The 11,605-nt window shown below is 47.0% G+C and carries 15 protein-coding genes; 4 read left to right on the top strand and 11 right to left on the bottom strand.

Going from position 1 to position 11,605, the window contains the following annotated elements:
- Positions 1–185 precede the first annotated feature (185 nt).
- The gene (locus GLV98_RS02505) at positions 186–497 is read left to right on the top strand and encodes a hypothetical protein (RefSeq protein ID WP_160911789.1); all 312 of its coding nucleotides are present in this window, start codon (positions 186–188) and stop codon (positions 495–497) included.
- Positions 498–526: 29 nt separating this feature from the next.
- Here GLV98_RS02505 and GLV98_RS02500 read toward each other — a convergent pair whose 3' ends face one another.
- Together GLV98_RS02500 and GLV98_RS02495 are read right to left on the bottom strand one after the other, a co-directional pair.
- Positions 527–1,093, bottom strand: a complete 567-nt coding sequence (locus tag GLV98_RS02500) for a hypothetical protein (protein WP_160911787.1) — start codon at positions 1,091–1,093, stop codon at positions 527–529.
- The gene (locus tag GLV98_RS02495; RefSeq protein WP_160911785.1) at positions 1,090–1,989 is read right to left on the bottom strand and encodes a hypothetical protein; all 900 of its coding nucleotides are present in this window, start codon (positions 1,987–1,989) and stop codon (positions 1,090–1,092) included. The genes GLV98_RS02500 and GLV98_RS02495 overlap by 4 nt, the downstream gene beginning before the upstream one ends.
- Positions 1,990–2,232: 243 nt before the next feature.
- On the opposite strand from GLV98_RS02495, the gene GLV98_RS02490 reads away from it, so the two are divergent.
- Positions 2,233–2,805: a hypothetical protein gene (locus tag GLV98_RS02490; RefSeq protein WP_160911782.1), complete on the top strand. Its 573-nt coding sequence runs from the start codon at positions 2,233–2,235 to the stop codon at positions 2,803–2,805.
- A gap of 22 nt (positions 2,806–2,827) precedes the next feature.
- On the opposite strand, the gene GLV98_RS02485 is transcribed toward GLV98_RS02490, so the two are convergent.
- The 5 genes from GLV98_RS02485 to GLV98_RS02465 all read right to left on the bottom strand — a co-directional run bounded on the left by GLV98_RS02485 (position 2,828) and on the right by GLV98_RS02465 (position 4,603).
- Complete coding sequence (locus tag GLV98_RS02485) at positions 2,828–3,055, bottom strand: hypothetical protein (RefSeq protein WP_160911780.1); 228 nt, start codon at positions 3,053–3,055, stop codon at positions 2,828–2,830.
- On the bottom strand, positions 3,052–3,510 hold the full coding sequence (locus GLV98_RS02480) for a hypothetical protein (RefSeq protein ID WP_160911778.1): 459 nt from the start codon (positions 3,508–3,510) through the stop codon (positions 3,052–3,054). The genes GLV98_RS02485 and GLV98_RS02480 overlap by 4 nt, the downstream gene beginning before the upstream one ends.
- Before the next feature lie 22 nt (positions 3,511–3,532).
- Positions 3,533–3,778 (bottom strand): hypothetical protein, encoded by a 246-nt coding sequence (locus tag GLV98_RS02475; protein ID WP_160911776.1) that lies wholly within the window; start codon positions 3,776–3,778, stop codon positions 3,533–3,535.
- 99 nt (positions 3,779–3,877) lie between these two features.
- A complete protein-coding gene (locus GLV98_RS02470) occupies positions 3,878–4,126 on the bottom strand; it encodes a hypothetical protein (RefSeq protein ID WP_160911774.1) in 249 nt (82 codons plus the stop codon).
- A 90-nt stretch (positions 4,127–4,216) separates the two neighbouring features.
- Entirely contained in the window at positions 4,217–4,603 is a 387-nt protein-coding gene (locus tag GLV98_RS02465) for an ectoine synthase (protein WP_160911772.1), read from the bottom strand.
- Between the two features lie 176 nt (positions 4,604–4,779).
- Here GLV98_RS02465 and GLV98_RS02460 point away from each other — a divergent pair, with 176 nt between their 5' ends.
- The gene (locus tag GLV98_RS02460) at positions 4,780–5,475 is read left to right on the top strand and encodes a toast rack family protein (RefSeq protein ID WP_160911770.1); all 696 of its coding nucleotides are present in this window, start codon (positions 4,780–4,782) and stop codon (positions 5,473–5,475) included.
- Between the two features lie 105 nt (positions 5,476–5,580).
- Here the strand turns inward: GLV98_RS02460 and GLV98_RS02455 are convergent, their stop codons facing one another.
- From GLV98_RS02455 to GLV98_RS02440, 4 genes are all read right to left on the bottom strand, one after another.
- On the bottom strand, positions 5,581–6,396 hold the full coding sequence (locus GLV98_RS02455) for a GGDEF domain-containing protein (RefSeq protein WP_160911768.1): 816 nt from the start codon (positions 6,394–6,396) through the stop codon (positions 5,581–5,583).
- A gap of 119 nt (positions 6,397–6,515) precedes the next feature.
- Positions 6,516–7,427, bottom strand: coding sequence for a methyl-accepting chemotaxis protein (locus GLV98_RS02450; RefSeq protein ID WP_337193701.1), 912 nt, complete (start codon positions 7,425–7,427; stop codon positions 6,516–6,518).
- A 154-nt stretch (positions 7,428–7,581) separates the two neighbouring features.
- On the bottom strand, positions 7,582–8,052 hold the full coding sequence (locus GLV98_RS02445) for a GNAT family N-acetyltransferase (RefSeq protein ID WP_272917269.1): 471 nt from the start codon (positions 8,050–8,052) through the stop codon (positions 7,582–7,584).
- A 397-nt stretch (positions 8,053–8,449) separates the two neighbouring features.
- Positions 8,450–9,664 (bottom strand): EAL domain-containing protein, encoded by a 1,215-nt coding sequence (locus tag GLV98_RS02440; RefSeq protein WP_160911763.1) that lies wholly within the window; start codon positions 9,662–9,664, stop codon positions 8,450–8,452.
- 208 nt (positions 9,665–9,872) lie between these two features.
- Between GLV98_RS02440 and GLV98_RS02435 the strand changes: the two genes are divergently transcribed.
- On the top strand, positions 9,873–11,564 hold the full coding sequence (locus GLV98_RS02435) for an N-acetylmuramoyl-L-alanine amidase (RefSeq protein ID WP_160911761.1): 1,692 nt from the start codon (positions 9,873–9,875) through the stop codon (positions 11,562–11,564).
- The last annotated feature ends 41 nt before the right edge of the window (positions 11,565–11,605 follow it).

Raw genomic sequence — 11,605 nt, 5'->3', positions numbered from 1 at the left:
TCTGAGTGCGATGCACGCCGATTAGTGCAAACGCTTTCACAAACCAATATACCATACATTTCCTGAGTGTGAAGAAATATTCAGAAAATGATCGAAAAGGAAACGAATGTCCCGTTTCTATAGTCCCAAGTTCTAAACCTGTGTTCTTTGAATACATTGAAAAAGGATATACGGGAGGTGTTTGTATGTCAGCAGCACGCATTCTCATGTGGGTCACCGCCGCTCTGGAAGCATGTTTAGGCATACCTTTTGTTGGAGGGACCTTCGTCATCTCATTACTGTGGACTCCCCTGGCCGTCATGCTCATTCTTCATATCATCACCCTTGTACTTGCCCAGCAAAAAGGAAGAGAAACGAGAGGAAGCATCCTCGGAATCGTCACCTCATGCATCGGCTGGGTTCCTTTCGTCGGTATGGTCATGCACATTTTGACAGCCATCTTTTTGTTCATTGATGCAGCGGAAGCGGATCCGGAATTGGAAAAACAGCCCGCATAGAAAAGACGCCTCAGGCCGAGGCGTCTTTTTTAATAGATTTCGATTCTGTTTTGTTCCTTATGAAAAGCCCGGATTAAGATCAGGAACATTATCTCAAGGATCATCACGACAGCTAATCCTACGATGAATAACGGAATCACCGTACTTTCCGGGAGGTTCATGGAGAAAGGCAATAGAGCATAATAAAAGAGGTGTGCAGTCACATATCCCCTAAATAGTTTATGTGTTCTCCTTTCAAGTTCCTCCTCTCCCTTTTTCTTTGCCCAATCCATGAACACATAGAAAAGGTAGAAAATCAGCACAAGTTTAATCAAACCTAGAGCCTGATGGTAAATCGTAAGAGGATCGAAGCCAATATTGACACCCTCGTTCGTACCTGCCGGTTGACCTAAAAAGGCTTGCGGAATCGTAAGGACACTGAGGGTCAAGGCAGTCGCTCTTGCCCCCTTCATCCCTTTCCAGTTCCCATCCATGCTGTTCAATGCACTTAAGACGAGGAGATACCCGATGAAATCAGCTAAGATCTCTATTTGACCAAGGTGTATATCTAATAAAACAAGAAGCAAACCTCCGAAGATCCGATGAAAGGAATTCATTGGCTGCCCCTCCTTTCAATAAGGAGTTCCATCTGCTCTGGTGTGAACTGCGGATGATTCGAGACAAGGAAAGGCTGTGTGAATGGGGTGCCATTCTTCGTCGTGCCTGTCAAATCAATCTCATAAGAATAAGCGCGAATCGCGTCCGGCTTTTCCTGCATCGTCAACCTGATCCGGTCTCCCTGCTTCATTTCGATTGGAAAATCAATCTTTTCCAGTGGCGCACCTGCCACCCGGCTCCATTCCTCATCCATTTCTTTCGTGTACGTGCGAGGTCCGCCCCCATCCGGTGTGCCTGTTGTACCGATTGAAGGGGTGTATAATTTCATTTTGACATCATCTTGAACCTCAGGAAAAGGAGAAGACATGGATTCTATTTTTACATCTTCTTTTACTGTATAAGAGCGGAAGGAACGTCCGTTACTGCTGCTTGAACTTGATTGTTGACGGAATAAACCATTTCCCTCCCTCAACTTACTAAATTCAACCGTGCCGATATCCGCTGTGACGGTTTTTCCATCATTGAAATGAATAGTCGCTTCTCCTTCATGGTCGACTTCCAATTCTCTCATTTGCTGCTCATCAAATCCTGCTTTTTTCAGCAGGTAGTGCGTGGACCTGCTTTGGACGTCCGGACCATAAGCAGGGCTTTCGCTATGAAAGCCGTAGTAGTCGGATTTCGCATGTAAAGTTGTTCCATCGCTGAACTCTACACTCATAACATGAGATGAGTCTTCTCTATTTGTTAAGTAATAAAGCTCGAACACTCCGGCACCGCCGTAATAGTGTTCAAGAAAAATCGGTTCCTCCAATTGTTTGGATTGATAGAACCATAGATTGCCTCCCCAGCTGATGGCAATGATCAGCAGAGAAATCAAAAATGTTTTTCCTTTCATATGTATCTTCCTAACTCTTATTCTTTTCGTTGCACGCGGTTCTTATTTCATGGACGTTTTTCTAGTATCCTGCGCGTGACTCGGGCTTCCTTACACGCGTTCTAGACTTCTTGCGCGCGTTCCGAGCTTCCTGCGCGCGTTCTAGACTTCTTGCGCGCGACTCACTTATTTTAAATTGAATGAAACCATGAGACCAGATCATTCGTATTGTATAGGAAATCCTATACAGAAAGCGAGACAATTATGTTACATCATTCTACTTACTACACACTGCAAACCGAAACCATCATGACCCACCAGAGCACCCAATACAGCATTTCAAATAGCGAGAATCAGAGAGTCTCGACATTTGAGGAGGATTCCTCTACCTCTAGCCATTGGCTGAACCATGCCTTGAAATTGTTTAACCTTAAACAAATGACCAGTTTACATATCAAGCTGTTATCCGATCGACAGGAGGTCCTCGCTCATATTTATCGCAAAAAAGGCATCTCGAGCGACGTCTCCATTCAAACGGCTGACTCCATATACCACCTTCGCTTCAAAGGGAGCGTTTCACAAAAAATCATAGCCGAATATTCGGGAGAAACACTGTTAGAAGTAAATGGGAAAAACATGGCGTGTGACTTTGAAGTGAAATCAGGTGAGAGACAAATCGCTACGATCCAGAAGAGGTCGATTCCTGCTCCGACAACGAAAGAAGCCTGGCTTTCCGAAGACCTCTACCATATAAGAGGCCACGAGTGGACGGAAGAACAAGCCATTCTATTATTATGTACAGCGTTGATGATCGACTTAACTTATCATCACAAATAGAGCCAGCACAATGGCTCTATTTTTATACCATCACGGCTATTATGGAAACGACGACAAGAAAGAAATAATAAGCCGCATACTTCTTTCGACCATCCATCCAATCATCGATTCCAAGCAATAAAAAGAGACCACCAATGATCACCGCATTGATTTTTACAGAAGGATTGAACCCTTCATAAAATAAACTGACCGTCAGCCAGATGAGAGCAGCGGCACCGTAGAAAACGTTAAAAATCTTTAATGCTTTCATGCCGCCATGCTCCTTTTTTCTATGTATTCCTCATAATAGTACTCTTTCGCTTCCCATTTCTTCTTCCCGTCCCGGAACCCTGTAGCAAGGCCAACCACTAAGAAAATGGCGCCCATGATCCATGAGGCGTTAGCACCCAGGATTGCCGGCAGCAAAATGTCCAGAGAATTAGTTATGGATGAACGCAATTGGAAAAGGGTGCGCCGGTCTTTCCAGCGTTCATCCCAAATCCGCCACAATTCCTCGTTGGTTTTCCTGCTCATATAAGTTTCATAAAGGAAAAATCCATAAAACACGACGGCGCCCAAATAAAAGAGACCTGGAACTTCATCGAAAAAAATCTGCCCTAACCCGATACATAAGGCCATAATCAGGAATAGATGCCAAACCGATTTACGGGCTTTATTTCTAATTTTCTTTTGATCCACGCTTTCATTTTTTAAAGCTTCTTCCATACGAACCCCTCGCAATATGTAGTCAGATGAATAATAAACCGTATAATGAGAGACTAAAAATGAGGATACAAAGAGTAATCGTGATCAGCGGCTCTACTTTCTTTCCTGTCTCACACATATCCCCAACTCTCGTAATGACGACGGAAGGGGCCAGGAAAATCCATCCCCATTCGGTCCGAAATGGGAGATCTGTGAACAGCATGAAAAGAAAAATGAGAACGGCAGCTCCAAAGAGAATATGTCCCAACCATCTCCAAGTCTTGTTCAAATTCATCCCCCTCCCTTGGATTCATCGGTCTAATGGAAGCAGATTTTCCGACTTTATGGAAAAGTAGCCCTTTTTAGGGTAGACCGATCAACAACGTTTCTAAAAACTAATCCATAGTAAACTGTATAGAGAGATCCCGAAAATAAATACACTAAAAACAATAGCAAGAATCGGTTCGACTTTCTTTCCATTTTGAATGTCTTTCACTCTCATAACCGCAACGGCTGGCACGGAGCAAATCCATAACAGCTCCCATCGAAAAGGAAAATCCGTAAACAGTGGTAGGATGAGGGCGAAAAATCCAGCGGCTAAAAAAGTGACACTTACTCTGTCCCATAACTTGTACATCCTTTTCCTCCCTTTACGCTCCACCGGTCCTATTGTAACAGAATTTTCCGTTTTTATGGAAAAAAATAACCCTTCCTGGACTAGGAAAGGTTACGATTCATCGGCAGGATACACACCGTCTTCATCATGAACTTCATCCCCGCTGATCGGTGGATTGAACACGCAGATCATCCGCATATCCGTTTTCGCCCGCAACAAATGCTCATCATGTTCATCAAGCGCATAGAGGACGCCCTGCTCGATCGGCCATGTCTTTTGATCTTTGAGAGTGACGACTTCGCCCTCGCCTTCGATACAATAGACCGACTCCAAATGGTGCTTGTACCAAATGTGCGTTTCCGTACCTGCGCGGATGATCGTGTCATGGACCGAATAGCCCATCCCGTCCTTTTTGACGATGAGACGGCGGCTGTTCCACGTCCCTCCATCGACATCCTGACTCGTCCCAATCACATCTTTTAAGGCAACGACTTTCACAACATCTCCTCCTTCTTTTCCAATCTATTCCCTATTCAAAAGAGTAGAACGCCCTTCCGAGAACTTATGGAATAAAAATATATCTCGAGACCTATGAAAGATACACCCACAGTCGCTGAGCAAATACGCGGAAGAATTCTATACTGGTTTTAGATGCAAAAAAAGGAGCGGTGATGATGAAGAAACTATACAAAACCTTGGTTGGCGCTAGTGCTTTGATGACCCTGGCCGGATGTTCCTTCGTTCATGCTGGGGAACAGGTGGAAGAGACGCAGCGGGTCCAACAGGACAAAGCAGAAAAACTGAAAGTGGAAATCGATATGGGTGTCGGAGAACTTTCATTAGGTACAGGATCGGAAGACTGGCTGGAAGGTTCGTTCATTTATCCTGAAAACCATTTGACTCCAGAGCTTTCTTATCAAGACGGCACCATCAGGCTATCCCAAACGAAACACAAAAGGAAATTCATCAACAATCAAAAGAGCGAGTGGGACGTTCTCATAAGTAAAAGTGTCCCTGTGGATCTTTCCATCCAAACGGGGGCAGCGGAGTCCACCCTGGACCTGACCGTAGCGAAATTGCAGAACCTTTCCATCGAGGCTGGAGTTGGTGAATTGACCGTCGATCTATCCGGCGATTATGAAGAAAGCTTTGATGCAAAAATCGAAACAGGCGTTGGGGAAAGTACCGTGTATCTCCCTAAAGAAACGGGTGTAAAAATCACAGCAGAGAAAGGCATCGGGGATATCAGTACGGAGGGCCTCACGAAAACGGGAGATTCGTGGGAGAACGAAGCGTATAATTCCAGTAAAAACCAAATTCATATCGATGCGGAAATGGGCGTTGGAGACTTGAATTTCATCGTAAAATAAATCGATCGGAGCGACGATCTCACTGTGATAAAAAACCTTAAAGCCGCTCGGACCTACCTGGTCCAAGCGGCTTCCTTTTATCCTCTTAAGAGTGGTTTCACCCACTTACGTTTGCAGCCGTACTTTACGCCTGTTCTTCGCTTTATACATCTCCTGGTCCGCTTCATCCAAAATGCTGACAAAGTCCTTATGCCCAAACTCGAACTCACAGACGCCGATGCTGATGCTGACAGGGATGTGGTGTCCGTCCAGATGGAACGGTTCCTGGAAAGCGTGATGAATGCAGGCACACAATTCATTCGCCCTTCCCCAGCCCTCCATTTTTTGTAGGATGACAAATTCATCGCCGCTCAGCCTGTACACTTCCGCGCTCCCTTTCACCGCTTCTTGCAAAACGGCTGCGATGGATATGAGCATCTCATCCCCCAGCACATGTCCGTATGTATCATTGATCTTTTTGAATTCATTCACATCAATGAACAACAGGGCACAAGGACCGCTCTCCTCCCCATTGAGGAAGCGCTGCTGTAAAGCCTGCCTGTTCGGGATCCGTGTCAGATCATCATGGAGGATGGTGTTCTGGGAGCGCTCCAGATTGACCAGCGTCTTGTTGATGTTCCGGTTCAATTCTCCTATGATGCCGCCGGAACGAAACTGTGTCCTTGCTGACAAGTCCCCGTTTCGAACGGAATTCAATACTTGATTCACGTGAAGGATGAACACTTTTGTAAAGTGAAAATAAACCAAATAGTTGATCAACCCTAACAGCGACCCCGCAAAGACCGAAGCGATCATAAAGAAAGAAAACAGATGCGCTGGAATCGGGATGAACTGGTCGAGGACAAGAGAAAATCCGATGCCCATGAGGACCCCGAGAACGATATAGATGACGAGCATCCACCTTAAATAATTCGATTTCATAGAATGACGACCTTTCCGAAGGGTTACGAGTAAACATCCTTCTTCTGGTCATTTAGACCCGGATATATTTACCCTACGGTAAAAATACCCCTCCTCCTACATTCGAAACTTTCCAATGTTCAAATGATCCCGGACAAGGCCTCCGCCTCTTTCTTTAACGATTCCGCCGCCCCTACGATTTCCTTGTAGCCCGCAGAAGCTTCGTTGATCTGTACTTGGCCGCTTTCCACATCTTTTCTGATCTGCTCGGTTCCTGATGTGATATTGGAAATCTCTTTTGTGATATTATCGATGTTTTCACGGACCTCACCGATGGATTCTTCCACCTTCGTCGAAAGCTTGCGAACTTCTTTTGCGACGACATCGAAACCGCGGCCATGTTCTCCTGCCCTTGCTGCTTCAATGGCTGCATTCAAGGATAGAAGGTTCGTCTGGGCGGCAATATCCCGGATCGTCTTCACGACCCCCTGGATGTCTTCGGTCTGTTTTCGTAAATCTATGAGAATATCCGTGTTTCCTTTGGATTTGATAGCGATTTCATTGATTTTGTCATTCAGTTCTTCGTGTTGGCGGACCCCATCTTCGGCCCTCGTATTTAAAGTAAAGGACATCTCCTTCAAACTTTCCACCACTTCAGTGATTTCACTTTGACGCTTCGTAATATCTGTCGCGACTTTCATGACACCGACGATTTCAGCGCCATCGTAGACAGGCATGTAAGTCGCTTCAAGCCAGACACGATTGCCTTTCGCATCCTTGCGTTCGATTTTATCCTGATAGCTGCGACCGCTAAGCAGGTCATTCCAGAACGTATCATAATCCCTGCTTCTAGCAAAATCATCGAAACAAAAGTTCTGATGATGCAAGCCGATCATGTCATCCGTCGATCTGAACTGCATCGTGGACGAGAAGATGTCATTCACATAAGAGACTCTCCGATCGGTCCCGAATTGAATCATGGCCAGATTCCTTTCAGCTGCCTCGAACATTAAGTCTTTCCTCACGTCAACGTTTTTTATACTATGTAACACTCTACCAGCCCTCTCCCGTATCATAATCCATAATACCTATCTCTTTATATTCATCATTATACCCAGTAGAAAGATGTCTGGCAATTTTAATGTTTTAGACTATTAGAGTACTAGAGTACGAAAAAAGCCCGGAACAACCGTCCCGGACTTTACATTATTCTTTCATCATCGTAATGAAAGGACACACATCCGTTTGAAAAGAAGCTCGTTTGTCAAAACCCATGTTCTCATAAAGACGGATGGCCCGCTTATTGAAGGTGGCTACCGAAAGTCGGACCGGCATACCTTCATGTTCCTTCTCGATTTCGGCGAGGACCGTTTTTCCAAAAAGATTCCCGTTCCCCTGCCCCGTAAGCGAAGGATGCATACCGAGACCCATGTCGATAGCTGCTTCATCATAGACGCCATCCTTTTCACCGGCTGGGACTTTCGCACTCTCTCCCGTGCAAAAGAAGCCGATGAGCGCTCCCTTCTCATCCAGCACGGAATGATAACTTCCGTCCAACCGTTCGGCAAGCGTCTCTTCAGACAGTTCCACATTGTAAAAATCATAAGGCGGCTCGTACATCCACCGAAGAGATTCGGCCGCATATTCTTTGGTCATTTCCTTTATAAAAAGGTTCAACCCGCTCCCCCTCTTTCAGCACCAGTCCTCATCATAATGTTCCATCTCGATAAACATCATCGCCAACCGCGACTTTTCCGGTGCGCTTTTGATTTTATGTTTCTTTTCATAACGAAACGACCCTTTCCAGTGCGCTTTCGCGAATTATCCTGGGTGTTTCAGCCACGGGTGCGTGGGGTCATTTCCTACATACTGTCTCACATTCAGCAAGAAGTCCAGGTGCTTCCGTATGATGCGCTCCCTGTGATGGCGGTCATCATCGGTTCTTTTTTTTCATGGTTCCACGTCCTGTTCCTCGAGATTTGACACGATCCCGTAAGGAGGCTCAAGGAAACTGCTCTCTACAGGAACGTATCAAACGGCGTGGTTGTCATCATGATTGGGACCCCCGTTTGCATCAGGCGAGCAGACACTCGTGCTCATAGATATACGCATACCTCAAATCAATGAAAAGGAAGTGTTGATCCGTCAACGGAAAGCTGAAGGTCCTCACCATTTCCTTTGTTTCGATATCCGAATAAAGGCCGGAAAGCAAACCCGTATTGAGCGCTTTCATCTGCATCACGTTCTCTAAGAAGTACGGACGGAACGCCCAGTTCGATCCACGCTTGTGCGGCTCCAGTTCCCAAACGTCTGTCTTTTTTCTGAAGTTGGAGGACACTTGCTGCCCGTCCATATGACAAACGAACATCCGGAAGCTCTCCTCATTGAATTCCTTCGTCACCCCTTCAATGAAAACATCCGCCTTCTTCGGACCTTCCCACTTCGGCAAGAGATCCTTCACCTTTTTCTCCCACGCATTGATAAAATCATGACGTTGCTGCAACAGGCTCTTTTCCCGTTGGACGTAGCCGGACATCTTCTCCCCGATATTCAGAGCCAGTGACTCGCGGTCGACCGGTTGGAAGGCGGGATACCCGAGATAGAATCCCTGGTAGTAGCGGCTGCCGTGTTTCCATGCGAAATAGAGCTGATAATCATCTTCTATGTTTTCAAAAAGGAGCGCCGCACCGATCCGGTGAGCGAGCATCGACATCGAGAACATGATGTCATGGAATGTGTCGCCGTTCTGCTGGCGGATGATCCTCGAATCGATTTTCAGGATATGTGGCTCCAGCTGGCGGATGCGGTCGATGTTCGAGCTTTTCGCTCCGACGTGGTCGACAGCAATTTGGATGCCATATGTTTTATAATAGAGAAGCAGATGGTTCAACGTCTCGAATTCTTCATCAAAATCATGCTCCGTGACTTCGATGACGACCCGACCCATGTCCAACCCTTTTTGTTCATAATCAAGCAGCGATTGCAACAGGTCATCCCCGTCATTGATCATCAGCTGCTTCGCATTACGGTTGATGAACAACAGCCCGTCGGTCCCTTTTTCTAAGATTTGTTCGACCGCAAGCCTTAGTACATGCTGATCGACTTCGACTTTGAATTCTTCCGGAACGTCGGGGTCGAGGAAAAAGGGACCCAAACTATGCCATTTCCCATCCTCTTCGTATCGCGCCAGAACTTCGTGGCCGATGACGTCTTGATTGATCGCGCTGACGATCGGCTGGAAGACCGGTCTGATTTTATGTAAGTTGCCTAAGATATCCAGTGGATCCATATGTCCCCCTCCTGCTTTTCTTTATCTGAATCTATTATACATGATTTTTTCTTCCATTAATAAATGAAAAGGACAATCGGATAGGGTTCATACGGGACCAAAGTTTTATATCAAAGAAAAAAATGCTTCGTTCACCTTATATCTGACTATACCTTTAGTCTGGTATATTCATATAATACTGGGAAGTCTAGAAAGGAGACTGACTACTATGAAAACTGTTGTCATAGATGCTGGTCACGGAGGGTCTGATCCGGGCGCGACTTATCGCGGATACCAGGAGAAGACCTTCAATTTGTCGATTGCTATGAATGTCCAACGCATCCTTTCACAAAATTACCAAGTGAGAATTCTCATGACCCGAACGACAGACGTTACGTTATCCCTTGGTGCTCGTACAAGTCTTGCCAACCGGGAAAACGCCGACTTTTTCCTATCGATCCACAACAATGCCGCTGGAGGAAGCGGCTTCGAAACGTATATTTATAACGGTCCGTTGAACCCGAATACGCGCACGTATCAAAATATCATCCACGATACCACATATCGTGCGATCAGAGGATACAATGTGCGCGACCGTGGAAAAAAAAGGGCCAACCTTTTTGTCACAAGAGAAACGGATATGAGTTCCCTGCTCGTCGAAGTGCTGTTCGTCGACAACCCGGGCGACCTCGCCCTTCTCAGAAATTCCGCTTTTATCAATGATGTGAGCCGCGGTATCGCAGAAGGCATCGCGGATGCTCTTAACCTTCCGAAAATGCCAACCCCTGCCCCGACACCACCTGGGAATGACACTTTGTACAGGGTCATCGCAGGATCCTTCCGCAACAGAGAGAATGCCGAACAGCGCATCGAGTCGCTCGCCGGCCAAGGGTTCCCTGGCTTTGTCGTACCAACGACGATTTCAGGCACGACGTACTACCGTGTGCAAACAGGCGCTTTTTCTAATGAAGAAAACGCGAAAGAACAGGTGGAGCGTCTGAAGCGCATCGGAATTACAGATGCCTTCATCATTCGCGGTGAAGATGCCCCTGCTCCTCCAGAACCAGAACCGGAAGAACCTGGAGACGGCTTGTTCCGCGTCATCGCCGGATCCTTCCGAAGCCGCGAGAATGCTGAACAAAGAATCGCATTCCTTGCCCAGGAAGGCATCGACGGCTTCATTGTCCAGGCGGAGATCGACGGTGTGACCTATTATCGCGTCCAGACAGGAGCGTACTCGGACAGGGAAAACGCCGAGGCTCAAGTCGAACGCCTAGAAGCCATCGGCATCACCGGTGCCTTCATCATCGGCGGCGGGTCGACACCACCGAGCGAGCCAGAGCCAGAACCGGAGCCAGAGCCGGAACCACCCGTCGACGACGGCGGTTACAAGATACTCGGAGATATGTATTTAACAGCCTGCCAGCTCAACGCTTACGCCAAAACCGTCAACCCGGACGCTCCGGACCTCGGACGCTTCTATTTGAAATATGGAGAAGCATACGGCATCCGCGGCGATGTCGCTTTCGCCCAGGCACTTAATGAAACCAACTACTTCCGCTTCACCGGAGATGTGAGAGCGGATCAGAACAACTACGCAGGCATCGGCGCGACCGGTGGCGGCGTACGAGGAGCTTCTTTTGACACACCAGAAGAAGGCGTGCACGCCCACATCCAGCACCTTTACGCCTACGCATCAAAAGATCCGATCCCAGCAGGATTTGAAAAAGTCGATCCGCGCTTCGACCTCGTCACCCGCGGCATCGCCCCGACGTGGACCCGCTTGAACGGCCGATGGGCTGTACCTGGTGACACGTATGGACAGCTGATTTTGCAACTTCATGAGCGGAATATCAATCATGCGCTCGAAGAGATGGAAGAGCAGCGTGTGCAGTTGAATGATGTGCTAGATGAGATATAAAAATGAGCCAGTCTCCTTTGTAGGAGTACTGGCTTTTTTGT

It is taken from the genome of Halobacillus litoralis (assembly GCF_009856415.1).
Lineage (GTDB): Bacteria > Bacillota > Bacilli > Bacillales > Halobacillaceae > Halobacillus > Halobacillus litoralis_C.
This window is presented reverse-complemented; position numbering and strand designations above follow the sequence as displayed.

What these genes read in the sequence shown, in the direction of transcription:
- GLV98_RS02435 (WP_160911761.1), top strand. Translation starts at nt 9,873, where the DNA reads ATGAAAACTGTTGTCATAGATGCTGGTCACGGAGGGTCTGATCCGGGC.
- GLV98_RS02470 (WP_160911774.1), bottom strand. Translation starts at nt 4,126, where the DNA reads ATGTACAAGTTATGGGACAGAGTAAGTGTCACTTTTTTAGCCGCTGGA.
- GLV98_RS02500 (WP_160911787.1), bottom strand. Translation starts at nt 1,093, where the DNA reads ATGAATTCCTTTCATCGGATCTTCGGAGGTTTGCTTCTTGTTTTATTA.
- GLV98_RS02455 (WP_160911768.1), bottom strand. Translation starts at nt 6,396, where the DNA reads ATGAAATCGAATTATTTAAGGTGGATGCTCGTCATCTATATCGTTCTC.
- GLV98_RS02505 (WP_160911789.1), top strand. Translation starts at nt 186, where the DNA reads ATGTCAGCAGCACGCATTCTCATGTGGGTCACCGCCGCTCTGGAAGCA.
- GLV98_RS02495 (WP_160911785.1), bottom strand. Translation starts at nt 1,989, where the DNA reads ATGAAAGGAAAAACATTTTTGATTTCTCTGCTGATCATTGCCATCAGC.
- GLV98_RS02460 (WP_160911770.1), top strand. Translation starts at nt 4,780, where the DNA reads ATGAAGAAACTATACAAAACCTTGGTTGGCGCTAGTGCTTTGATGACC.
- GLV98_RS02440 (WP_160911763.1), bottom strand. Translation starts at nt 9,664, where the DNA reads ATGGATCCACTGGATATCTTAGGCAACTTACATAAAATCAGACCGGTC.
- GLV98_RS02480 (WP_160911778.1), bottom strand. Translation starts at nt 3,510, where the DNA reads ATGGAAGAAGCTTTAAAAAATGAAAGCGTGGATCAAAAGAAAATTAGA.
- GLV98_RS02490 (WP_160911782.1), top strand. Translation starts at nt 2,233, where the DNA reads ATGTTACATCATTCTACTTACTACACACTGCAAACCGAAACCATCATG.
- GLV98_RS02485 (WP_160911780.1), bottom strand. Translation starts at nt 3,055, where the DNA reads ATGAAAGCATTAAAGATTTTTAACGTTTTCTACGGTGCCGCTGCTCTC.